Here is a 21,990-nt window from a genome sequence, read left to right as displayed (position 1 = left end):
GGTGGTCATCCCTTCAGCGCTCCGCCCAGGCTGGACTTGAGCAGGTGCTTGCGCGCGACGATGTACAGCACGGCGGGCGGCAGGACGTAGACGACCGCGCTCGCCGCCAGCAGCCCCCAGTCGACCACGTTCCGTTCGCTGAACGCACGGAAGAGCCCGATGGCGAGCGGGTAGAGCTCCTGATCCTGCAGCAGCACGAGCGGGGTGAGGAAGTCGCCCCACGAGCCCATGAACATGAGCATCGCGGCGGCGCCGAGGCCCGGCCCGATCAGCGGCAGCACGATCCGGCGCGCGCCCTGGAGCCGCGTGTTGCCGTCCGTCCACGCGGCTTCCTCCAGCTCGATCGGGACGGCGTCGACCGTCCCCTTCATGAGCCAGAGGGTGACCGGGAGGCCGCTGACCGCCTGCACGATGATCAGGCCGTGCAGCGTGTTGGCCAGGCCCAGGTTCACCATGATCAGGTACAGCGCGACGATGGTCGCCGGCGCCGGGATGACGCGGATGAGCAGGATCCCGAACATGAAGAACCGGCGACCGGGGAAGACGAACCGCGAGAGCGCGTATCCGCCCGCGATCCCCAGCGCCAGGTTGAGCGCCGTCGACGAGATGGCGATCACGAGGCTGTTCACCAGCAGCCGCGGCGTGCCGGCCGCGGTGAAGAACCTCGTGAAGTTGTCGAGGGAGAAGGCGGGGAGCTGCACGGTCGCGCCCGCGTCCGCGTCGATGGCGCTGAACGCGACCCAGGCGAACGGGACGAGGCAGAACAGCCCCAGCAGGATGATGAGCACGTAGCCGATGCCGCGCTGGGCGACGGCGACGGGCGTGAGCGGTCGACGTCGTCGCCGGCCGGGCAGGGCGGCGGGCCCGCGGTCCACGGATGCGGTCACGTCACACCTCCACCTTCGCCAGGCGGATGTAGACCGCGCCGAGCACCAGGACGATCACGAGCAGGATGATCGACGCGGCGCTCCCGATCCCGATCTGCGAGAACTGCAGCGCGCGCTCGTAGATGTAGATCGCGGCCAGACGCGTCTGCCCACCCGGCCCTCCCCGGGTGAGGAAGTAGACGAGCCCGAAGACGCCGACGGTGCTGATGGTCGTGAGCAGCAGGTAGAGGAACACCGGCCCGCGGATCAGCGGGAGGGTGACGTGGCGGAAGATCTGCACGGCTCGGGCGCCGTCCATGCGGGCCGCCTCGATCAGCTCGACCGGCACGTCCTCGAGCGCGGCCTGGAACATGATCATCGCGAAGGCCACCCCGCGCCAGATGTTCACCAGGATGATCGCGAGCATCGGCGCCGTCTGCAGCCACGCGGTCGGCTCCACGCCGAACACCGCGGTCAGCCGGTTGAGCGTGCCCTCCGGGCTGGTCGCGAGCACGCTCGCCCACGTGAGCGAGGCGACGACCTCGGGGACCACCATCGGCATGAGCACGGCCGCCCCGAAGAGGCCCTTGCCGCGGATCCACGGCCGGCTGAGGAGTATCGCGGCGACCATGCCGAGCACGGTCTGGCCGATGATTGCCGAGAACAGCAGGAAGGTGCCGGTCTGCCCCAGCGAGGCGAGGAAGTCCGCGCTCGTCAGCAGGTAGCCGTAGTTGTCGAGGCCGACGAACTTCGGATCCCGCGCCGCGAAGCCCGTGAGCTGCGTGTTGGTCAGGCTGAGCCACACGCCGTAGACGGCGGGCAGGACGATGAAGAGCGTGATGAGCAGCGCAGAGGGGCCGAGCAGGAGCGCGACGAGGGGCAGGTTCGAGCGCCGGCGCCTCCGCGCCGGTGCGGGCGGCGTGACCGCCGCCCGCACCGGGATCGCCGCGTCGACGACCGACGTCACTCCTTCACCAGCGTCGGCCCGAGGAGGTCCGTCGCGTTCTTCACGAACGCGTCGTACGCCTCCTGGCCGTCGGCCTTGCCGCTGAGGATCAGCTCCGTCGCGGATGCCACGGCCTGGCCGATCTGGTCCGTGCCGTCGCCCGTCACCACGTAGACGCTGTCGGCGAGGTCCTCGCCGGCCTGTAGCAGGTGCGGCTCCTCCGAGTAGGGCGCCACGTCGTCGAGGTCGTCGCGGGCGGAGGCGGCACCCGAGGCCGTCAGCTGCTCCGCGAGGGGCTCGCCGGTGGAGAGGTACTTGATGAAGTCCATCGCGGCGTCCTTGTTCTCCGACTGCTCGGAGATGGCGTAGCCGCCGCCGGTGCTGCTCCACCCGTAGGGCTGGTCGCCCGAGCGCAGGCCCGGGAACTGCCAGGTGGTCACCTTCTCGTCGAGCCCGTCGATGGGCGTCGCGCCCTCGGGGCCCCAGTCGAACTTCCAGCCCCAGGTGCCCTGCGCGGCGACCTGGATCTCGCCCTCGGGGAACTTCTCGTACTTCGTGGGCTCCCAGGGGTTCGGGTTCTGCAGGTCCTCGACGGGCATGAGGCCCTTGTCGACCAGCTCGGCGTAGAGGTCGAACACCGCGAGCCAGCCGGGGCTCTGGAGGTCCCACGTGTCGGTCTCGGTGTCGTAGTAGCCGGTGTCGGTGCCGCCGAGCAGGGGCTGGAAGCCCTCGCCCCACGTGCCTCCGCCCCACGCGGTGCCGGCCGGGATGACGATCGGGGTGCCGCCGGTCTTCTCCTTCACCTGCACGAGCCGGTCGATCAGCTCGTCCCAGGTCTCGGGCTGGGTGGTGTCGACGCCGACCTCGGTCAGCACGTCCTGGCGGATGAAGAGGTTGAGGACCCCGGCGCCGGACGGGAGGCTGTAGACGCTCCCGTCCTGACGTGTCATGGCCTCCTTCACGGCGGGGTAGTAGTGCGTGTACCCGTCCCAGTCCGCGAGGTAGTCGTCGAGGGGCGCGAGGTAGCCGGCGGAGGACCAGGCGATCGCCATGTTCTCGCCGATGTCCAGCACGTCCGGCGCCTGGCCGGCGATGAGCTGCTGGGTCATCTTGGTCATGAACTGCTCGTCGGTCAGCTGATCCGCGATCAGGTCGACCTTTACGTCCTTGCCCTGCTCCTTCATCGCGGCCTCGAAGCCGGGGATGACCTTGCCGATGGCGTCGATGTTGGTCTGCTTGGTCTCCATGATGGTGATGGTCACGGGTCCGTCGTCGGCCGATCCGCCGCCGCTGGAGCAGGCGCTGAGCCCGACCGCGACGGTTCCGGTGACGAGGGCCGCGATCACGCGGGAACGCTTCATTGCGATGCCTCTCTCCGCGCCACATCCGTCGGCCACTTTGCCACTTCGATGGGATAAAGCGCTGAGCAAGATGTTAGGACATGCGGTCATGGGCGTCAACGGCGATGTCGCGCCCGCGCTCGCCGGGCTGTCCGCGGGCGGCCGCGGCGTCGGGCGTCAAGGCGCGCTCCGGTATCTTCGACGGACGCCGGGGGACGTCCGTCCGTGGGCGCGACCGGTCGTACCGCGAGGAGGGGACGTGCCCCGAGGCAGCAACCTCCCGCGACTCGCGGACTACAACCAGGCCGTCGTGCTCGACCTCGTGCGGCGGGAGCCGGGCCGCAGCCGGGCCGACCTGCAGCGCGTCTCCGGGCTCGCCTCGCAGACCATCTCGAACATCACGCGGCGGCTCATAGAGACCGGCATGATCCGCGAGAGCGCGCCCGGCGACACGAGCCGCGGCCGGCCGAGCATCCCGCTCTCGGTGGATCCCGACGGCGCGTGCGCGGTGGGCGTGCATGTGGATCCGGCCCGCCTCACGGTGCTCCTCCTCGACGTCGCCGGCGGGATCCGCGGCCGCCGCGAGCTCCGCACCCCGCAGTCGCCCGACCCCGACGACACGACCGCGCTCATCGCGTCGACCGTCGACGCGCTCGTCCGCGCGTCGGGAATCGAGCGCGACCGCGTCCTCGGCCTGGGCGTCGCGGTGCCCGGCCCGCTCGACGTGCGCTCCGGCGTGATGATCGCGCCGCCCCAGCTCCCGCGCTGGCGGCACGTGCGCCTGCGCGCCGACCTGCATGACGCGACCGGGCTGCCCGTGCTCCTCGACAAGGACGTGACGGCCGCGGCGACCGCCGAGCTGCGCGCGTCCGCCGACGCCGACTTCCTCTTCCTGTACCTCGGATCCGGTGTGGGCGCCGCGATCGTCTCCGAGGGACGGGTGCTCCGCGGGGTGAGCAACAACATCGGCGAGATCGGCGACATCCTGGTGGATCCGGCGGCCGAGGACCTCGGCTGGGGCGGCCGTCGCGGGGGACTCGCGGCGGCGTGCGTGCCGGAGGCGCTCGTGATCCAGGCCGTGCAGGCGGGTCTGATGCCGCTGCCCGACCTCGCCGACTACCTCGCGCTCGACGACGCGCTGACCCGCCTGTCGGAGCTGGCCGCGGGCGGCGATGCGGCGGCCGTCGCGCTGCTGGCCCGCGCCGCCCGGCGGGTCGCGTCGGGGATCGCGGTGCTGGTCAACCTCCTCGACGTGCCGCGCGTGGTGCTCGGCGGCCCCGCATGGAACCGCCTCCGCGACGCGTTCCTGCCCGTGCTCGAGGATGCCGTGCGGCGCGAGCTCGTCGTGGCGCGCGAGGACTTCCGGGTGGTGGGCAGCGCGGTCGGCGAGCAGATCGCGGCCCAGGGTGCCGCCGAGCTCGTGCTCGACAGCTTCCTCGCGCCCCACCCCGGCGTGCTCGTCATGGGGTGAGGCCGTGGCGTCCGCGCGCGTGACTGCGCGCGGACGCAGACCGTCAGAGCCCCAGGAGCTTCCGCTTCGCCGCCGCGAATTCCTCGTCGTCGAGGACGCCCTCGTCGCGCAGGTCGGCGAGCTTGCGGATCTCCGCGACGAGGTCGGGAGCAGCCGCGGTCGCGGCCGGTTCCGTCGCCGTGATCGCTGCCGGGGTCGCGGCGGGCGCGATGGCGGGCGAGCTGGCCGCCGCGGCGAACCCGCCGATCACGGGCGTGTTGCCCGAGTAGTGCATCTCCGTCTGCACCCGCTGGGTCTTGCTCATCACGTCGTACTCGGCCCGGGCGCGCTTCGCGTCGCGCACGACCCTGTTGATGGTCTCGGCGCCGCCACGGAAGTCGGCGATGTCGGAGAGGACCACCCGTTCGCTCCCGGTGATGCGGTGCGCGGTCAGGACGATGTCGCCGAGCCCGCGTGCCTTCTGCGTCATCGTCTGCGACACGTCGACGTCGACGATCTCGTGGGTCGCGATCTGCTGGCCCTTCAACGACAGCGCGCCGGTCTCGAAGTAGAGGATCTCGCTCGTCAGGCGGTACCGCCCGCCGCTCAGGCCGGACAGGCGCTGGCCACGTGCCGCCCAGAGCGTGCCCTCGGGCAGCACCTCCGCCGCAGCCGCATCGGCGGCGCGTGCGTCGGATGCGGTGCGGAGGACGCCGGCTGCACGGTTGGACGCCGCCGCACTCGTCGCGCCCGGGCCCACCTGGGTCACGGCGACGGCTGCGGGGGTCACGGTGGCGGGGTCGTGGAAGTGATCGGTCCACTGCCGGCCGTCCCACCAGCGCAGCCGACTCGATCCGTCGTCGTACCAACCGGGGTCTGCCATGCGCGGCTCCTTGCAGGATGGGTGGGCCGAGTCGAGGCCTCGGGGTGGGTACGTTCTCGGCCGCCAGGGACGATTCTAGATTTCCTGGCAGGGGCGCCCATGCCCCCAGTTCGTGGCCACGACCGCCGCGGTCGAGCGCTGGGGCGTCAGCCGAGGCAGCGGCGCCGCGGATCAGTCGCGCGGCGCCGCCGCCGTCTCGGCCTGGATGGTGGTCGCCGTGGGCGGGGCCGCATGGGCGCCGTGTCCGCCGTCCGCCGGGAGGCCGACGGGGAGGTCGGCAGCCGACGCCGACGCGTGCGGGTGCGTGCGCTCGAGCGCGGCGCCCTCGATGTCGACGTCCGGGAGGATCCGGTCGAGCCAGCGCGGCAGCCACCAGGCCGAGCGGCCGAGCAGGTGCATGAGCGCGGGCATCAGCAGCATGCGCACGACGAACGCGTCGAGCAGCACGCCGAACGCGAGGCCGAAGCCGATCGACCGGATGATGGTCGACTCCGAGAAGATGAACCCGCCGAACACCGACACCATGATCAGGGCCGCCGCCGTGACGACCGCGCGCCCGGCCCGGAAGCCCTGCACCACCGCGAGCCGAGCCTCGGCGCCGTGCACGTACGCCTCGCGCATGCCGCTCGCGAGGAACAGCTGGTAGTCCATGGCGAGGCCGAACAGGATCCCGACGAGGATCACCGGCAGGAAGCTCAGGATCGGCCCCGGGCTCTCGAGCCCGATGAGCCCCGCGCCCCACCCGAACTGGAACACCGCGACGATGAGCCCGTACGTCGCGAACAGCGACAGCACGAACCCGCCGGTCGCGATCAGCGGCAGGAGGATCGAGCGGAACACCACGATCAGGATCAGCAGCGACAGCCCCACGACCACGAGCAGGTAGAGCGGCAGCACCGCCGCCAGCGCCTCCGAGATGTCGATGTTGGTGGCGGCCTGCCCGGCGACGCCGAGCGAGATCCCGCCGTCGAGCTCGGGCATCGCGCGGATGTCCTGCACGAGCTGCTCGGTGGACGCGCTGTTCGGGCCCTCCTGCGGCAGCACCTGGAACGCGAGCACCGTGTTGTCGTCGGTGTTCGCGACGGGCGCCACGGCGACCACGTCGTCGAGATCGTGCAGCGCCTGGGCGACGTCGACCTGCGTGGCGAGGAGGTCGTCGTCGGCGAGGCCCGCGGGCACGTCCGCGACCACGAGCAGCGGGCCGTTGGCGCCCTCGCCGAACTCGTCGGCGACCGTGGTGAAGGCGCGCTCGCTGGTGGATCCGGCCGGCTCGCTGGATCCGTCCGGCAGGCCGAGGCGCATGGACAGGCTCGGGATCGCGATCACGAGCAGGGCGACGACCGTGCCGAGCACCGTGAGCACGGCGCGCGCGTTCGACATGGGCTTCAGGGCCTTGGCGGTCTCCTGCGGGCGGGCCGGGTCGGCGGCCGACGCCTGGGCGCGGTCGCGCTTCCGCAGCACGCGCGCGCCGGCGAGGCCGAGCACCGCGGGCGTGAGCGTGATGGCGACCAGCACGGCGACGAGCACGCAGACCGCGCCGACCGTGCCCATCAGCGCGAGGAACGGCACGCCCGTGACGTTGAGGGCGAGGAGCGCGACGATCACGGTGGATCCCGCGAACACGACCGCCGTGCCCGACGTGCCGTTGGCGAGGCCGATGGACTCGCGCACGCCGGTGCCGGCGAGCATCTGCTTCCGGTGCCGGTTGACGATGAAGAGGGAGTAGTCGATGCCGACCGCGAGGCCGAGCATCACGCCGAGCACCGGGGTCACCGACGCCATGTCGACGACGCCGGAGAAGGCGAGCGAGGCCGTGACGCCGACGCCCACGCCGACCACCGCGGTGACGATGGGGAGCGAGGCGGCGATGAGCGTGCCGAGCATCACGATGAGGACGATGGCCGCGAACACGAGGCCGACGACCTCGCCGATGCCGAAGATCTCGGGGACGCCCTGCGCGAGGTCGGTCGCGAAGTCGACGCTCGTGCCGTCGACCGGGGAGTCCTGGAAGTGCGCGATGGCCTCCTCCTTGGTCTCCTCGGAGAGCTCGAGGCGCGGATCCGTGAAGGAGATGTTGACGATGGCCGTCGAGCCGTCCTCCGAGACCACGCCGATGCCGTCGGTGAGGCCGAGCAGCGTGCGGCCGAGATCGGCCTGCTCGGCGCCCGCGTCGAGCTGCGCGCGGTTGGCGTCGACGGTCGCCTGCTGCTCCTGGAGCGCCTGCGTCTGCTGGTCGAGCTGGGCCTGCTGCGCGTCGAGCGGCGCCAGCTGGGCGGCCTGCGCGCCCGCGGCCTCGGCCTGCTGGCGCGCGGCGGTGAGCTGCTGCTGGCCCGCCTCGAGCTGCGCCTTGCCGGCGTCGAGCTGCTGCTGTGCGGCGTCGAGCTGGGCGCGGCCGGACGTGATCTGGTCGTCGCCGCTCTGCAGCTGCGCGGCCTGGTCGGCGCGCTGCTGGGTGACGGCGAACGGATCCACCACGGAGGCGACGCCCGGGAGGTCGCCCGCGCTCTCGGCGAGGGCGGAGATGTCCTGCTCCTGCTGGTCGGTGAAGGCCGAGCCGTCGGACGTGCGGTAGACGACCGTGCCGGTGCCGCCCGCGGTGTCGGGCAGCGTCTCGGCGAGCTCGTCGGTGACGGCGCCGGACGCCGTGCCCGGGATGTCGAAGCTGTTGCCGAGGGTGCCGGCGAACGCGAGGAACGAGCCCACGCCGATCCCGAGGATCACCACCCACGAGACGATCACGAGCCACGCGCGACGCGCGGCCATCGAACCGAGCCGGTACAGCACTGACGCCATGTCATCTCCTTCAGACGCTTCGACGATACGCTACGTCTCGTCTAGTTTCTGGAGCTACCCTGTGCAGGTGAACGAGCACCGAACCGGACGGGTCCGCAGCGAAGCGGCCCGCGAGGCGATCCTCGGCGCGACCGTGCGCCTCATCCATGCCGTCGGCTACGACCACCTCACGATCGAGGGCGTCGCCAAGGAGGCCGGCGTCGGCAAGCAGACGATCTACCGGTGGTGGCCCTCGCGCGGCGCCCTCATCGCCGAATGCATGACCGAGGGGCTCCTGATCCCGGTCGAGTTCGCGGTGCCCGACACGGGCGACCTCCTCGCCGACATCGAGCGCTGGCTCACGGGCGTGCTCGCCGTGCTGGATGCGCCCACCGGCGGCCCGCTCGTCCGCTCGCTGGTCGCGGCCGCCGCCGAGGACGCGGCCGTGGGGGACAGCCTGGGCGCGAGCCTCGGCGTGGACCGCGACCTCTCCGAGCGCCTGGCCTCGGGGATCCGCGCGGGCCAGCTCCCCGCCGACGCGCCCGTCGAGGAGCTCGGCCAGGCGATCCTCGGCGTCATCGTGCTGCGCGTGCTCGGCCGCAAGGGCGACCACGCGGAGAGCGTGACGCGGCTGGTGCGGTTCGTGCTGGGGGGCGCTGGGGCGACGCGCTGACCGCCGCCGAAAAGTCAGGCGTTCTGAGTCTCGGAGTCCTTGCGCTCCGCGAGCGGCGAGTCCGCAAGGGTCGCCTTCAATTTCTTCGACATCGGGTAGAAAGTCGCGAGCGTCAGGCTTCCCGAGGCGACTCCGCCGACGACGGGAATGATCTTCGCCACGCCCTTCGCGAACACGTCCTTGGTCATCTTGGCGCCCAGCATCGTCGCGACCTTCTTCACGATCGGGTAGATGATCCCCTTCGTGAGCGCTTGCTGCGGGAGCCTGTGCAGTGCTTGCTTGGCCATGACGTCCGCGACCTTCTTGACGCCCTCGGCCGCGGCACCCGTTCCGAACATCACGCCGATGAACAGGATCAGCATGGACTTCGTCGCGTCGTCCGGTTCGTCGCCTTCGTCCGAGAACAGATCAGGCCAACCGTAGAGATAGGCGAGCTTCTGCGCGATGCGGATCATGTGCGCCATGGTCTGCGCGAGGTCAGCCGGGACAGTGCCCAGCATGGCGAGCCCTCCCGGGATCCCACTCACGGCGGAGAGGGCGGTGACCTTCGTCGTCTCGAAGCGGATGGAGTCGTTCGCCGCCTTGTCGAGCACCTCGGCTGAGACGCCCGCAATTGCAGGCGTCTCGGCGATGGCCGCGAGGATCTGCTCCTCGGAGCAGACGCGCTTGAGGGTGCTCCTGAGATACGCCGCCCTGTCGATGCGGACACCGGGCAGGCGGGCTGCGGTGACGAGCGCGTTCGAGAAATGGGACTCGGGTGATTCGACGTGCGTTTCTGTGGGCATGATGATCTGAACCTAATCGCCGTCAGCATGATCATCAGCCCCCAGAAAGGGCCTCGCTGATCGTCAGTTCACCGGTACTCGTAGAACCCCTCGCCCGACTCCACGCCGAGCTTGCCCTTGTCCAGGTACTCGCTCTTGAGGTGGGCCGCCCACGCCTGCGCGCCGGGCTCGTCGCTCGCCGCGGAGATCGCGTAGGCGGTGCGGAGGCCGACGACGTCGTAGATCTGGAACGGGCCGAGGGGCGCGCCCGTCGCGATGCGCCAGGTGGTGTCGACCGTCTTCGGATCCGCGACTCCCGTCAGCACGAGGCCCGCGGCCGCTTCCAGCAGCGGCACGAGGAGCGAGTTGAGCACGTAGCCGGGCTGCTCCTTCTTCAGCGGGATCGGGACCATGCCGATCTCCTCCGCGAACGCGACGACCCGGTCGAACACCTCGGGCGACGTCGCTGGGGTGCCCATGATCTCGGCCGTGTTCTGCCGCCAGACGTGGTTCGCGAAGTGCAGCGCCAGGAAGCGGTCGGGGCGGCCGGTGGAGTCGGCGATCGCGCTCGGGAGGAGCGTCGACGAGTTGGTGGCGAAGACCGTGCGCTCGGGGGCGGCCTCGGCGATGCGGCGGTAGACGTCCTGCTTGAGCTCGAGGCGCTCGGGGACCGCCTCGATCACGAGGTCGGCGTCGGCGACGGCGGCTGCGAGATCGCTCGTGAGCGTGATCCCCGCGGCGGCGGCTGTCGCCGCCTCCCGCGTCTCCTCGCCGGACTCGGCTACGAACTGCGCGACGATCGCGTCGAGCCGACCGCGCGCGGCCTCGAGCGCGGCATCGTCGACGTCGTAGCTGGTCACGGTCTTGCCGTGGTTCGCGGCCTGGAACGCGATCTGCGCGCCGAGCACCCCGGCTCCGAGCACGGTGACCTTCGAGAATGCGGGCATGGGTGACTCCTTCGTCGGCGGACGCGGCGGCGGGCGGGTCCCGCGGCGGCGTCCCTCCAGCGAAGCACCGGGCGACGGGGTCCGACCGGCGCGTGCGGCCAGCGGACAGGCGCGTCCCCCTGCCCCGACGCGGAGCAGGGGGACGCGGGGGATCACTCGGCGGGCGCCGCCGGGTAGTCGTGCTGCGACAGGAACGCCGCCAGGTGCGCCGCGTTGCGGGCGGCCGTCGCGGTGACGGACGCGACGCGCTCGGGCACCTCGTCGAGGTCGTTGTAGTCGACGGCGTTCATCGCCTCGCCGTTCCAGTAGACGCCGCCCTGCGCGGGGATCGAGAAGCCGACGTCGTTGAGGCCCTGGAAGAAGTCGGCGGTGATCTTGTGGGCGCCGTCCTCGTTGCCGACGACGACCGCGAGCGCGACCTTGCCGAACAGGCTCGGGTTGCCGTCCTCGCGGGTTTCGGACAGCTCGGCGTCGAGGCGCTCGAGCACGCGGGAGGCGACGGACGACATGTGGCCCATCCAGGTGGGCGTGGCGAGGATCAGGATGTCGGCGGCGAGGACGGCCTCGCGGACGGTGGGCCAGGCGTCGCCGTCGCCCATGTCCTTCTCGACGCCGGGCTTGATGTCGTGGTCGACGAGGCGGATCTCGCGGCCGGTCACGCCGTGCGTGGCCAGCTCGGCGAGCACCTCGCCGGCGAGCTTGCTGGTGCTCGAGGGAGCGGGGGAGGGCTTGAGGGTGCAGTTGAGGACGAGCGCGGTGATCATGTGGTCCCTTTCCGGTGGATCACCTGGAACGTAGGCCGGTCGGGGCGGCGGCTGTCGAGGAGCTGCGCGGATCGGCCAGGGCTCGGAGGCGGCGGTCATCTCCCGGCGGGCCGTCGGTAGGTTCGACCTGCGGGAATCTCCGCCGGACGTGGAGGATCCCCGATGAGCGACACCCCCGGGCGCAGGCCCCTCGCCCCGCTCGACCCGGCCGACCAGGGCGTCGAGGGCGAGCTCCGCCGCGACCGGTTCCTCGGCGACCGCGACCTCACGCGCTGGGTGACGCCGGTCGGCCGGGTCCTCGCCCGCGTCGTGGAGCGGATCATGCGCGCGCTCGGCCCGTACGCGGCCCTCGTGATCACGCTGCTGGTGGGCCTCGCGCTCGCGTTCGGCCTGTCAGCCATCGCCGCGCAGGTCTACGACAACGTGACCGATGCCGACGGGGTCGCCGGCCTCGACAAGCCGATGCTCGCCTTCATGATCGGCATCCGCACGCCGTGGCTCAACGACGCCGCGACCGCGTACACGGACGTCGCGGGCGTCGTGATCATGCCGATCATCGCGGTGGTCACGATGCTGTTCCTTGCGGTGCGGCGCCGCTCGTGGACGCCCGTCATCCTGGTCGTCGCGGCCGGCGGCGGATCCCTGCTGCTCACCATCGCCGGGAAGAACATCATCGGCCGCGCCCGCCCCGACCTCGCTGACGCCGTGCCGCCGTACGAGACGTCGCCGTCGTTCCCGAGCGGCCACACGCTGAACGCGGTGGCGATCGCCGGGATCATCGCCTACCTGCTCCTCCTGCGGCAGCACCGCCGCGCGACCCGCGTGCTCTCGATCACGGTGGCCGTGGTCTTCGCCGTCACCATCGGCATCTCCCGCGTGTACCTCGGCCACCACTGGTTCACGGACGTGCTCGCGGCCTTCTTCCTCAGCGGCGCGTGGCTGGCGCTGGTGATCACGGCGCACCGGCTGTATTTGACGGCGCGGCGGCCGGAGCCGGTGGAGGCGGGCCCGGCCCGCTGACCCGCCGTCCGTGTGGCACGGTGGGGACATGGATCACCGGCGCGACTTCGAACACGACTCCGCGGCTGCCAAGCGGCTGACGGGAGCTCCGTCGGTCCGTCAGTTCCTCGTGCTCATCGGCGTGACCGCGTTCGTCTCCGCCTTCGCCGTCGGGTTCCTCGAGCTGGAGATCGTCACCCGCATGGTCCTGATGTCCGCGGTGATGCTCGTGCTCGTGCTGATCGGCACGGCCGTCATCCGTCGGGCCAACCTCCGTCGGCACCGCTAGTCCGCCCGCGCCAGGGCCGCTCCGTGCGACCCTTGCCGCATGGATCTCGAGGTCGGCCCCGCGCTGACCATCCCCGCCGCCGAGCTGCGGTGGCGGTTCTCGCGGTCGTCCGGGCCCGGCGGGCAGCACGTCAACACGTCCGACAGCCGGGTGCAGCTCACGTGGAGCCCGGTGGAGTCGCTGGTGCTGACCGATCAGCAGCGGGCGCGGATCCTCGGGCGGCTCGGCCGGCGCCTGGTCGGTGGCGCGATCACGGTGACGGTCTCCGAGCAACGGTCGCAGCTGCGCAACCGGGTGGCCGCGCTCGACGCGCTCCGCGAGATCGTGGCGGATGCGCTCGCGCCGGACGCCGCCCCGCGACGACCGACGCGTCCCACGAAGGGCTCGCAGCGCCGCCGCCTCGCGGCCAAGACCCAGCGCTCCGCGACGAAGCAGCAGCGCAAGCGGCCGACCGGCGACTGAGCGCGCGGACGAGCAGGCGTCAGCGGATCAGGCGGACGCCCCCACGGCGACGTCCGCCCGGTCCCACCCCAGCACCTCGCCGATCTGCTTGATCGCGGCGAGCGAGCGGAGGTTGAAGTCCACGCCGAGCTGGTTGGGGATCGTGACGAGGAGGGTGTCGGCCGCGGCGATCGCCTGGTCAGCGCCGAGCTCCTCGATGAGGCGCTCCGGGCTGCCGATGTAGGAGCGGCCGAAGCGCCACTTCTCGCCGCCGACCTGGCCGACCTGGTCCTTGCCCTCGATCTGCGAGCGGACCCCGAAGTACATCTCCGACTCGTCGTCGACGATCGGGATGATGCTGCGGCTGACGCTCACGCGCGGCTCCCACGCGTGCCCGGCGGCGGCCCAGCCGTCGCGGAAGAGCTGGATCTGCTCGGCCTGGAGCACGTCGAGCGGCACGCCGGTGTCCTCGGAGAGGAGCGTCGACGACATCAGGTTCATGCCCTGCTCGGCCGCCCACTGGCCGGTCGCGCGCGTGCCGGCGCCCCACCAGATCCGCTCGCGGAGGCCAGGGGACTGCGGCGTGATCGCGACGCCGCCCGCGATGATGCCGCGCTGCGGGGCCGCGGTCGCGAGCTCCTCGCCCTCGAGCGCGCGGAGGAAGAGGCCGGTGTGGCGGCGGGCCATGTCGGCGTCGGTCTCGCCGTCGCGGGGCACGTAGCCGAACGACTCGTAGCCGGCCTCGACCTGCTCGGGCGATCCGCGGCTGATGCCGAGCTGCACCCGGCGGTTGGAGATGAGGTCGGTCATGGCCGCCTCCTCCGCCATGTAGAGGGGGTTCTCATAGCGCATGTCGACGACGCCGGTGCCGATCTCGATCCGGCTGGTGCGGCTCGCGATGGCGGCCAGCAGCGGGAACGGCGACGCCTGCTGCGGCGCGAAGTGGTGCACGCGGAAGTACGCGCCGTCGATGCCGATCTCCTCAGCCGCGACCGCGAGGTCGATCGACTGCAGCAGCGAGTCCTGGGCGGTGCGGACGCGGGATCCGCGCACGTCCTGCCAGTGGTTGAACGACAGGAAGCCGATCTTGGTGGCCATGGGGCGCTCCTCGTGCTCGACGGCGGCGGCATCCGGGTGGATGCGTCTGCATGGAAGTGAACCACGGCCGCGCGCCTGCCTATTCCCGGCCTCGACCGCGCGACCGCATCGGCCTACGCTCCGACCATGCACCGCATCTTCACGACGCCGTTCGCCGCGGTCTACCCGCTCTACGTGAAGAAGGTCGAGCGCAAGGGGCACACGCGCGCGGAGGTCGACCAGGTGATCACCTGGCTCACCGGCTTCGATGCCACGGAGCTCCAGCACCACCTCGACGCGGAGACGACCTTCCAGGACTTCTTCGCGGCGGCCCGCCTCAACCCGCTCGCCGACGAGGTGCGCGGCGTGATCTGCGGCGTCCGCATCGAGGAGCTCGACGACCCGCTGATGAAGGAGATCCGGATCCTCGACAAGCTCGTCGACGAGGTCGCCCGCGGTCGCGCGATGGCGAAGGTGCTGCGCGGCGGGCAGGCCTGAGCAACGCCCCCCAGCTTCGCCGCTGACGGGCCGCATTGGCATCAAGCGGTCATCAACCTCGCTACTCGCGACAGCGCTTCCAAGGGTCGGTTGCCCTCGGCGCCACCCTATGAGGGCTGCCTCTTCTCTGCGCAACAAGTCCGGTGCCGGGCTAGCTGACTGGTGGCGCGCACGCCGAACAGATGGTCCGCAAATGTCCCCAGCCAGTCCTGGTGCGCCGGTAGGGTTGCGCTCAATGAGGCGGCCTGCCGGCAACCTGAGCTGTGCCGTCCGCATTGAAGCCCGCTGTACACGTCCCGCGACCGGACGCCTCCCCTAAATTTGTCAAGCAACATTCGATACGCATGGAGACACATTGATGCGACCTCTCTTGAGAATCTCTGCCTCCAATTTTCGCAGTCTGAAAGATGTTGACGTTGAACTTGGGCCTTTGAACGTCCTGGTCGGACCCAACGGCGCAGGGAAATCCAACTTTTTGGATTTGATTGAGTTCTTGGGCGACTCCGCTCGAGATGATCTCACCGGTGCTCTCGCGAGGCGCGGAGGGATGGACCGCGTTCGATTTCGAGGGGCGAATACAGAACGAGATATTGATATCAAAGTCTTAGCGAATGTCACAACGCACAGTAGCGAGACCGCTCCGGACGAATATTCCCTCCAGTTTTACACTCAGCGGCGCACCGATGGTTCCATCCTAATCCGCAATGAAGAATTCATGTTTAAGCGTACCCGAGGGCCGGGCCGCCGCATTTCCGTAAGCGGTGACTCTGCGGAAATCATGACGGGGGCCAAGGGTCACGGGCCAACAAAATTACCTCTGAGGCGAGATTCTCTCGCTCTTTCCACTTTACGCCGTTTGCCTCCTGCTCAGGGTGGTGATGAGGTTGAGAAGTTTGCAAATCTTTTTACGACCTTCAGGGTTTTCAACGTTGATGTGCAAGCGGCGAGGCGGCCGGGCAGGATTCCCGAGCAGCCGACGGCCCTTGCGGCCGACGCGAGTAATCTGGCTCAGGCTATCCTGCACTTAGTCGATAACCTGCAGCGATATCGAGATTTTCTTGATGACGCTCGAGCGATGATACCTGGGTTCCTGGATCTTGATTTCGAACCCCTTGGGGGGGACGCGCCTGCGTTGGCAGTTAAGATTATTGAGCGAGGGCTTTCAAACGGAACTTATCTGGCAGATGCCTCTTTTGGTACCGTGCGCGTGCTTGCGCTGTTGGCTCTCCTATACGACGCTGATCCGCCGCTCCTAACATGCATCGAGGAAATTGACCACGGTATTCATCCCTATGTTTTCGACAGACTCGTTGAGCGAATGCGGGAGGCTTCGGAGCGTACGCAGCTCCTGATCGCGACTCACTCGCCGGCGCTTGTGAGCCGTCTTGCGGCTGAGGAACTGATCGTTGTTGAGCGAAATGAAGACGGAAGCACACGCTTGCCGGCTGTAGACGCGTCCACAATTCGAGAAAAGGAGGAGGCATACGGCGGCGAGCTTCAGCTGGGCGAGCTGTGGTTCTCTGGATCTCTTGGAGGGGTTCCACAGTGACGGGGCGAGGTAAGGGTCGATCACATAAACCGGCTCGTCAGAACGTCGTGCTCGTTTTTGGTGAAGACTCCAATGATCGCGATGCATTAAAGGAGTTTATTTTGGCTCTTCGGCCAGGGGCTGATTTCTACGTTGCGCCACGCCGCAAGCCGCAAATTCAACTTAAAGATGTCAAGCCGGAGCAGCTCCCGGGTCGCGTCGCGGCTATATGCAAGGTAGTGCGAGCTGAACTAGTCGATAATAATGTTGTGGCCATCGTTGTTCATCAAGACGCCGACGCTGTAGAGAGCGCACACGAAGAGATAATCACCCGCCTCGAGGCCGCTTTTGACAGCGCGGGTTATAAGCAGTCGCTAGTAGCGTGCCCCGCATGGGAGATGGAAACGTGGTTGATGCTCTGGCCGGAGGCTATAGCTAAGCACGTGCCCTCATGGAGGCCGCTGTCCGTCAACGGAAAAAATGTCGGGATGATCAGTGACTCGAAGGAGTATCTGAAGCGCGCATTACGTTCACCGGCCGTTAACCGTGACTATCGCGAGTCAGATGCCCCGGCTATTGCTAAAATTGTCCGCGCGGAGGGTCTGATTGACGCACCTGCTGCAAAGAGTGCCTCTTACGACACATTTCGCAAGAAGGTATTAGCGCTCTAGGGTCAGGTCAGATACTGAGCCGAGCGGTGATCCCCGTTAGCGTATTTGCGTAGTCATCACCCGGCGGAACGCGTCGAGCGTGTCGCGCAGCACGTCGGCGAGGTCGGAGTCGCCGCCGTCGGAGAGCCAGCGGCCGATGGAGACGCCGAACACCGTCGCGGTCGCGTGGGCGACGAGCACGGCGGTGAGCGGATCCGACCCGCGCTCCACGAAGCCCGTGCGCACGGCCTCCTGCATCGCCTGGACCTTGCGCATCTCGCGCTCCTGCAGCCCGGCGTCGGCGACGATGATGCGCTTGCGGGCGAGGAGGGTGTCGCGCCCCTCCGCGAACTGCGAGGCGACGACCTCGGGGAAGCCGTCCTCGACGACCTGGAGCGGGGATCGGTCGGCGGGCGCCTCGCGGATGATGCGGGTGACGAGCGCCGGCAGCTCGTCCTCCTCGGCGAAGAGCACCTCGCGCTTGTCGGCGAAGTGACGGAAGAAGGTGCGGGTCGTGAGGCCGGCGCGGGCGGTGATCTCGGGCACCGTCGTCTCCGCGAAGCCTTGGCTCTGGAACAGCTCGAGGGCGGCGGCGGCCAGGCGCTCTCGCGTGTCCGGCTGCCATCTGCTCATGCGTCGATCCTAGTGATGACACGACGTGCCATGGCGGGCTATGGTGATGACACGCGATGTCATCGGGCAGCGCGACCCTCACATCGGAGAACCGCATGCCCACCGAATCCGCCGCCTGGCTCGCCTCGTCCGCCGCCGACTTCACCGTCGGCCCGGCGCCGCGCACCGCTCCCCGGGCGGGCGAGGTCGCGATCCGCGTGCGCGCCGTCGCGATCAACCCGCTCGACACCATGAAGCAGCACATGGGCGACCTCATGTACCGCTGGCTCCCGCATCCCGCGGTGCTCGGCGAGGACGTCGCGGGCGTCGTCGACGAGGTCGGCCCCGGCGTCACGCGCTTCGCCGTCGGCGACCGCGTCGTCGCGTACGCGGTCGGCATGGAGAAGGGGCGGCGGCATGCGCCGGAGGGCGGGTTCCAGACGCGCGTGATCGTGCGCACCGACCTCGCGTCGCCGATCCCGGACGCGATGCGCTTCGAGGACGCCGCCGTCCTCCCGCTCGGGATCTCCACCGCCGCGTCCGGCCTGTTCGGCGCCGGCCAGCTCGGCCTCCGCATGCCCGACGCGACCACCCCGGCGACGGGGGAGACCGTCGTGGTGTGGGGCGGATCCACGAGCGTCGGCATGAACGCGATCCAGCTCGCGGTCGCCGCCGGCTACGACGTCGTGACGACAGCGTCGCCGCGGAACCACGAGCTCGTGCGCTCGCTCGGGGCGAGCCGTGCGTTCGACTACCGGAGCGCGACGGCAGTTCGGGACATCACGCAGCACCTGGCGGGCCGCCGGGTCGCGGGCGTGCTCGCGATCGGCACCGGATCCGGGGCGCCGGCCGTCGACATCGCCATCGCGACGGGCGCGACCCGCGTCAGCATGGCGAGCCCGCCCGTCTCCTTCGAGACGTTGCCGCGCGGCGGTCGCGTCGGGCTGCCTCTCGTGCGCCTCGGGATCCGCATGGGCACCGCGACCCCGGCCCTGATGGTCCGCGCGCGCGCCCGCGGTATCCGCGCCACCTTCATCTGGGGCAGCGCGCTCATGCACGACGAGGTCGGCCCGATGCTCTGGGAGCGGTTCCTGCCCGCCGCGCTCGCCGAGGGCCGCTACGTCGCGGTGCCGACGGCCCAGGTCGTCGGCACCGGGCTCGACGCGATCCAGCCGGCGATGGACCGCCTGCGCGCGGGCGTCTCGGCGCGGAAGCTGGTGGTCGCGCTGGACGACCGTGCATGACCCGCGCGGCTAGCGTGGGGAGCACCGACACCCGAGGAGCACCCGCATGAGCCGCATCACCGTCGACCAGCTCGCCGCCCTGGATTCGCCCGTCCTCATCGACGTCCGCGAGCCCGACGAGTACGCCGCGGGCCACGCGCCCGGCGCCGTCAACCTGCCCATGTCGCAGCTCGACGCGCGCGTCGACGAGGTGCCGACCGACGCGCCCGTGCACGTGATCTGCCAGTCCGGCGGACGCAGCGCGCGGGCGACCGAGGCGCTCGTCGGCCGCGGCATCGACGCGGTCGACGTCGAGGGCGGCACGAGCGCGTGGGTCTCGGCCGGTCACCCCGTCGACCGCGACTGAGTCGGGCCGCGTCGTCGGCGGCGCTCCGTAGCATCGGGGCATGCCCGCCGCCGCGCACGAGCTCCTGACCGTCCCCGACCGGGCCGCGTGGCGCGCCTGGCTGGACGCCAACGAGGAGGCGTCCGACGGCGTGTGGCTGGTGCTCGCGAAGAAGGGCACCACGGATCCGACCTCCCTCACCTACGCCGAGGCGCTCGATGAGGCGCTGTGCAGCGGATGGATCGACGGGCAGACCGCGAGCATCGACGAGCGGATCTTCCGGCGCCGCTTCACCCCGCGACGGAAGGCGTCGCTGTGGTCGGAGCGCAACATCGGGCTCGTCGCGACGCTCACCGCGGAGGGCCGGATGCGTCCCCGCGGCGTCATGGAGGTGGAGCGCGCGCAGGCCGACGGCCGATGGGAGCGCGCCTACGCGGGTCAGGCGGCGGCGTTCGAGCCCGAGGACCTGCTGGCCGAGCTCGCCGCGTCGCCGGCCGCCGCGGGCACCTTCGCGACGCTGTCCAAGGTCAACCGCTACGCCGTGATCCACCGGGTGGCGACGGCGCCGAACGCGACCGTCCGCGCGAACCGGCTCGCGAAGCTGGTCGCGATGCTCGAGCGCGGGGAGGCGCCGCACCCGCGGTGAGCGGGGTCGCGCATCGTGGGCCGGCGTCAGTGCCCGAGCTCGATGAGCAGCACGCCCCCGATGATGAGTGCGTTGCCGGCGAGCATCGTGCGCGTCAGCGGGTCCCGGAAGATCACGCGGCCGAGGATCGCGGTGAGGGCGACGCCCGTGGCCGCCCAGATGCCGTACGCGACGCCGATGGGCAGGCCGAGCGAGAGCGCGCCGGCCAGCATCGAGAACGCGGTCACGTACCCGACCGCGACCACCGCGTACCAGCGCTTCCGGCCGTCGGTGGCGAGCTTGAGGGAGATGGTGGCGGCGACCTCGGTGACGATCGCGATCGCGAGCAGCAGCCAGGCCATCAGAGTGCCTCGCCGGTCGGGGTGGCGCGGGTGGCGGCTGCGGGCGTGGCCTCGGAGGATCCGGCGACGGCGCGGGCCGCGTGCGCGCGCTGCGAGCCGAGCTCGACGAGCAGGACGCCCGCCACGATGAGCACCAGGCCGAGGATCATGAGGCCGGTCAGCGGCTGGCCGAAGAGCACCGTCGCGCCGACCGCGGTGAGCGCGACGCCGGACGCGCCCCAGATCCCGTAGGCGACGCCGACGGCCATGCCGGCCTTCAGCACGCGGGTGAGGAACCCGAAGGCGGTGAGGTAGCCCGCGACGACGAGCGCGTACCAGCCGGGTGCGTCGACGGCGGCCTGGAGGGCGAGGGCGGCGGTCACCTCGGCGACGATGGCGGCGCCGAGGAGGAGCCACCTCACGAGGCGGCCGTCCGGGCGGCCCGGCGCGAGGGGATGCGGGAGAGGGAGGTCATGCGGAGACCGTATCGCGGGATTCGGCCGGGTGGCCCAATCGGATCCCGCGCGCAGGTCCCTCCGAGCCGATGCGCAGGCACGCGGCCGGCGTCAGGCCCCGGGCAGCGTCAGCGTGAGGATCCCGTCGCGCACCTCGACGGTGGTGCCGCGGTGGTCGCGCACGCGGGGGAGGCCGACGGTGGTCTCGCTCGCGTGGTCGCCCACGACGACCACGCGCATGCCGGCGGCGAGGCCCGCGCGGATCCCGGCTTCGGCGTCCTCGTAGACGATCGCGTCCGCGGGATCCACGCCGAGGCGCGACGCCGCGAGCAGGTAGCCGTCGGGGTGCGGCTTGCCGTTCTCGACGTCCTCGGCGGTGACCACGACATCCGGCACGGGGACGCCGGCGCCGGTGAGGCGGGCGCGCGCGAGCTCGAGGCCGGCGCTCGTGACGAGGGCGTGGGATCCGGCGGGCAGCGCCGCCACGAGGTCGCGGGCGCCGGGGATCTCGATGGTGGCGGGGCTGCCGTCGAGCTCCAGCCGGTCGAGCTCGGCGAGGAGCGCGGGCACGTCGCTGCCCTCGGGCGCGAACCGGGCGATGCTGTCGGCGGCGCGCACGCCGTGTATCCGCCGGATGAGGTCCTCGGGGTCGTGGCCGAAGCGCACGGCGAGCATCGTCCAGATCTCCTCGACGAGCGCGGTCGAGTCGACGAGCGTCCCGTCCATGTCGAGGAGGAGCGCGCGGGCGGTGAGCGTGACGGGGGAGGGCATGGGTCCAGTCTCCCGGACGCGTGGGCGGCGATGGCAGGAGTCGGGCAGGGAGGGGCGCGTCCGACTGTAGAGCGGCCGCACGCGCACGGCCGCCGGTGCTGCACGGTGTCGGGGTGCCCGACCCCATCCGCATCCTGTTCTCCTTCGCGCGCGGACGGGGGCACCTCGGCCCCCTGATGCCGCTCGCCCGCGTCGCCCAGGCCCGCGGCCATGCGACCGAGCTGACCGGCACGCGCGTCGTCGTGCTCGCGCAGACCGGCTTCGCGAGCCTGCATCCGGACGCGACGGGCGACGGCCGCGGCGACGAGGGCACGGGGACCCTGGCGCGCCCGCATCCCGACCGTGCCTACCCGCGCATGGCGGAGGTGTTCCTCGGCCCGCACGCCCACGCCGCCGTCGAGCGCGTGGGGCGGATCATCGCGGAGCGGCGGCCCCATGTCCTCGTGTGCGACGAGCACGACTTCGGCGCGATGGCGGCGGCCGAGCGGGCGGGCGTGCCGTGCGTCGTGGTCGAGGTGCTCGCGACCGGCTACGCGGGGTGGCGCCCGGATCTGCGGGAGGGGCTCGGGCGGCTGCGCGCGGCGGCCGGGCTCGCGCCGGATCCCGCGCTCGCCATGCTCGACGGCGACCTCGTGATCGTGCCGTTCCCGGCGTCGCTCCGCGGGCCGGACGCCGTGCCGCGTCCCGTGCTGCGCGTGCGGCCGGAGCCGCCGGAGACCGCGGACGCGCA

The 21,990-nt window shown here is 70.8% G+C and carries 25 protein-coding genes; 12 read left to right on the top strand and 13 right to left on the bottom strand.

Going from position 1 to position 21,990, the window contains the following annotated elements:
• Positions 1–5: 5 nt before the first annotated feature.
• The 3 genes from DZG00_RS01390 to DZG00_RS01380 are packed head-to-tail and all read right to left on the bottom strand — an operon-like array spanning position 6 to position 3,173.
• Positions 6–887, bottom strand: coding sequence for a carbohydrate ABC transporter permease (locus tag DZG00_RS01390; RefSeq protein WP_119381500.1), 882 nt, complete (start codon positions 885–887; stop codon positions 6–8).
• A 1-nt stretch (position 888) separates the two neighbouring features.
• The gene (locus DZG00_RS01385; protein ID WP_199688899.1) at positions 889–1,833 is read right to left on the bottom strand and encodes a carbohydrate ABC transporter permease; all 945 of its coding nucleotides are present in this window, start codon (positions 1,831–1,833) and stop codon (positions 889–891) included.
• Positions 1,830–3,173 carry an ABC transporter substrate-binding protein gene (locus tag DZG00_RS01380; protein ID WP_119381501.1) on the bottom strand — a complete coding sequence of 448 codons (1,344 nt, stop codon included), beginning with the start codon at positions 3,171–3,173 and terminating at the stop codon, positions 1,830–1,832. The genes DZG00_RS01385 and DZG00_RS01380 overlap by 4 nt, the downstream gene beginning before the upstream one ends.
• A gap of 238 nt (positions 3,174–3,411) precedes the next feature.
• Here DZG00_RS01380 and DZG00_RS01375 point away from each other — a divergent pair, with 238 nt between their 5' ends.
• The gene (locus DZG00_RS01375; protein ID WP_119381502.1) at positions 3,412–4,623 is read left to right on the top strand and encodes an ROK family transcriptional regulator; all 1,212 of its coding nucleotides are present in this window, start codon (positions 3,412–3,414) and stop codon (positions 4,621–4,623) included.
• 43 nt (positions 4,624–4,666) lie between these two features.
• Here DZG00_RS01375 and DZG00_RS01370 read toward each other — a convergent pair whose 3' ends face one another.
• Both DZG00_RS01370 and DZG00_RS01365 read right to left on the bottom strand, forming a co-directional pair.
• Positions 4,667–5,485: a DUF2510 domain-containing protein gene (locus DZG00_RS01370; protein ID WP_119381503.1), complete on the bottom strand. Its 819-nt coding sequence runs from the start codon at positions 5,483–5,485 to the stop codon at positions 4,667–4,669.
• A 171-nt stretch (positions 5,486–5,656) separates the two neighbouring features.
• The gene (locus tag DZG00_RS01365) at positions 5,657–8,278 is read right to left on the bottom strand and encodes an MMPL family transporter (protein ID WP_119455322.1); all 2,622 of its coding nucleotides are present in this window, start codon (positions 8,276–8,278) and stop codon (positions 5,657–5,659) included.
• A 67-nt stretch (positions 8,279–8,345) separates the two neighbouring features.
• Between DZG00_RS01365 and DZG00_RS01360 the strand changes: the two genes are divergently transcribed.
• Positions 8,346–8,930 carry a TetR/AcrR family transcriptional regulator gene (locus tag DZG00_RS01360; RefSeq protein ID WP_233548875.1) on the top strand — a complete coding sequence of 195 codons (585 nt, stop codon included), beginning with the start codon at positions 8,346–8,348 and terminating at the stop codon, positions 8,928–8,930.
• A gap of 14 nt (positions 8,931–8,944) precedes the next feature.
• On the opposite strand, the gene DZG00_RS01355 is transcribed toward DZG00_RS01360, so the two are convergent.
• The 3 genes from DZG00_RS01355 to DZG00_RS01345 form a co-directional block, all read right to left on the bottom strand.
• On the bottom strand, positions 8,945–9,715 hold the full coding sequence (locus tag DZG00_RS01355) for a hypothetical protein (RefSeq protein WP_119381463.1): 771 nt from the start codon (positions 9,713–9,715) through the stop codon (positions 8,945–8,947).
• Positions 9,716–9,783: 68 nt separating this feature from the next.
• Positions 9,784–10,641: a 3-hydroxyacyl-CoA dehydrogenase gene (locus DZG00_RS01350; protein ID WP_119381462.1), complete on the bottom strand. Its 858-nt coding sequence runs from the start codon at positions 10,639–10,641 to the stop codon at positions 9,784–9,786.
• A gap of 152 nt (positions 10,642–10,793) precedes the next feature.
• Positions 10,794–11,405, bottom strand: coding sequence for a flavodoxin family protein (locus DZG00_RS01345; RefSeq protein ID WP_119381461.1), 612 nt, complete (start codon positions 11,403–11,405; stop codon positions 10,794–10,796).
• A 162-nt stretch (positions 11,406–11,567) separates the two neighbouring features.
• Between DZG00_RS01345 and DZG00_RS01340 the strand changes: the two genes are divergently transcribed.
• Genes DZG00_RS01340 through arfB form a run of 3 tightly spaced genes read left to right on the top strand, consistent with a single transcriptional unit; the run spans position 11,568 to position 13,155 of the window.
• Positions 11,568–12,425 (top strand): phosphatase PAP2 family protein, encoded by an 858-nt coding sequence (locus DZG00_RS01340; RefSeq protein ID WP_119381460.1) that lies wholly within the window; start codon positions 11,568–11,570, stop codon positions 12,423–12,425.
• 28 nt (positions 12,426–12,453) lie between these two features.
• A complete protein-coding gene (locus DZG00_RS01335) occupies positions 12,454–12,693 on the top strand; it encodes a hypothetical protein (protein WP_119381459.1) in 240 nt (79 codons plus the stop codon).
• 39 nt (positions 12,694–12,732) lie between these two features.
• Positions 12,733–13,155 carry an alternative ribosome rescue aminoacyl-tRNA hydrolase ArfB gene (gene arfB, locus DZG00_RS01330; RefSeq protein WP_119381458.1) on the top strand — a complete coding sequence of 141 codons (423 nt, stop codon included), beginning with the start codon at positions 12,733–12,735 and terminating at the stop codon, positions 13,153–13,155.
• Between the two features lie 27 nt (positions 13,156–13,182).
• Here the strand turns inward: arfB and DZG00_RS01325 are convergent, their stop codons facing one another.
• Positions 13,183–14,232, bottom strand: coding sequence for an LLM class flavin-dependent oxidoreductase (locus tag DZG00_RS01325; protein WP_119381457.1), 1,050 nt, complete (start codon positions 14,230–14,232; stop codon positions 13,183–13,185).
• Between the two features lie 126 nt (positions 14,233–14,358).
• Here DZG00_RS01325 and DZG00_RS01320 point away from each other — a divergent pair, with 126 nt between their 5' ends.
• The 3 genes from DZG00_RS01320 (at position 14,359) to DZG00_RS16845 (ending at position 16,908) form a co-directional block, all read left to right on the top strand.
• Positions 14,359–14,709: a DUF2200 domain-containing protein gene (locus DZG00_RS01320; RefSeq protein ID WP_119381456.1), complete on the top strand. Its 351-nt coding sequence runs from the start codon at positions 14,359–14,361 to the stop codon at positions 14,707–14,709.
• Positions 14,710–15,079: 370 nt separating this feature from the next.
• On the top strand, positions 15,080–16,258 hold the full coding sequence (locus DZG00_RS01315) for an AAA family ATPase (RefSeq protein WP_199688897.1): 1,179 nt from the start codon (positions 15,080–15,082) through the stop codon (positions 16,256–16,258).
• 47 nt (positions 16,259–16,305) lie between these two features.
• Positions 16,306–16,908 carry a hypothetical protein gene (locus DZG00_RS16845; protein WP_147359903.1) on the top strand — a complete coding sequence of 201 codons (603 nt, stop codon included), beginning with the start codon at positions 16,306–16,308 and terminating at the stop codon, positions 16,906–16,908.
• Positions 16,909–16,944: 36 nt separating this feature from the next.
• Here DZG00_RS16845 and DZG00_RS01310 read toward each other — a convergent pair whose 3' ends face one another.
• On the bottom strand, positions 16,945–17,520 hold the full coding sequence (locus DZG00_RS01310) for a TetR/AcrR family transcriptional regulator (RefSeq protein WP_119381454.1): 576 nt from the start codon (positions 17,518–17,520) through the stop codon (positions 16,945–16,947).
• Positions 17,521–17,615: 95 nt separating this feature from the next.
• Between DZG00_RS01310 and DZG00_RS01305 the strand changes: the two genes are divergently transcribed.
• Genes DZG00_RS01305 through DZG00_RS01295 form a run of 3 tightly spaced genes read left to right on the top strand, consistent with a single transcriptional unit; the run spans position 17,616 to position 19,714 of the window.
• Complete coding sequence (locus DZG00_RS01305) at positions 17,616–18,743, top strand: zinc-binding alcohol dehydrogenase family protein (protein WP_119381465.1); 1,128 nt, start codon at positions 17,616–17,618, stop codon at positions 18,741–18,743.
• Positions 18,744–18,789: 46 nt separating this feature from the next.
• A complete protein-coding gene (locus DZG00_RS01300; protein ID WP_119381453.1) occupies positions 18,790–19,089 on the top strand; it encodes a rhodanese-like domain-containing protein in 300 nt (99 codons plus the stop codon).
• A gap of 40 nt (positions 19,090–19,129) precedes the next feature.
• Positions 19,130–19,714, top strand: a complete 585-nt coding sequence (locus DZG00_RS01295) for a YdeI/OmpD-associated family protein (RefSeq protein ID WP_119381452.1) — start codon at positions 19,130–19,132, stop codon at positions 19,712–19,714.
• Between the two features lie 26 nt (positions 19,715–19,740).
• Here DZG00_RS01295 and DZG00_RS01290 read toward each other — a convergent pair whose 3' ends face one another.
• The 3 genes from DZG00_RS01290 to DZG00_RS01280 all read right to left on the bottom strand — a co-directional run bounded on the left by DZG00_RS01290 (position 19,741) and on the right by DZG00_RS01280 (position 21,260).
• Positions 19,741–20,055 carry a DMT family transporter gene (locus tag DZG00_RS01290; RefSeq protein ID WP_119381451.1) on the bottom strand — a complete coding sequence of 105 codons (315 nt, stop codon included), beginning with the start codon at positions 20,053–20,055 and terminating at the stop codon, positions 19,741–19,743.
• Positions 20,055–20,456: a DMT family transporter gene (locus DZG00_RS01285; protein WP_119381450.1), complete on the bottom strand. Its 402-nt coding sequence runs from the start codon at positions 20,454–20,456 to the stop codon at positions 20,055–20,057. The genes DZG00_RS01290 and DZG00_RS01285 overlap by 1 nt, the downstream gene beginning before the upstream one ends.
• A 144-nt stretch (positions 20,457–20,600) precedes the next feature.
• Entirely contained in the window at positions 20,601–21,260 is a 660-nt protein-coding gene (locus tag DZG00_RS01280) for an HAD-IA family hydrolase (protein ID WP_119381449.1), read from the bottom strand.
• Positions 21,261–21,373: 113 nt separating this feature from the next.
• Between DZG00_RS01280 and DZG00_RS01275 the strand changes: the two genes are divergently transcribed.
• Positions 21,374–21,990: glycosyltransferase family protein (locus DZG00_RS01275; RefSeq protein ID WP_511172818.1), on the top strand; the 617-nt coding region annotated here is incomplete at its 3' end.

Origin of the sequence: Clavibacter lycopersici (assembly GCF_003576405.1) — a bacterium.
GTDB classification, from domain to species: Bacteria; Actinomycetota; Actinomycetes; order Actinomycetales; family Microbacteriaceae; genus Clavibacter; species Clavibacter lycopersici.
This window is presented reverse-complemented; position numbering and strand designations above follow the sequence as displayed.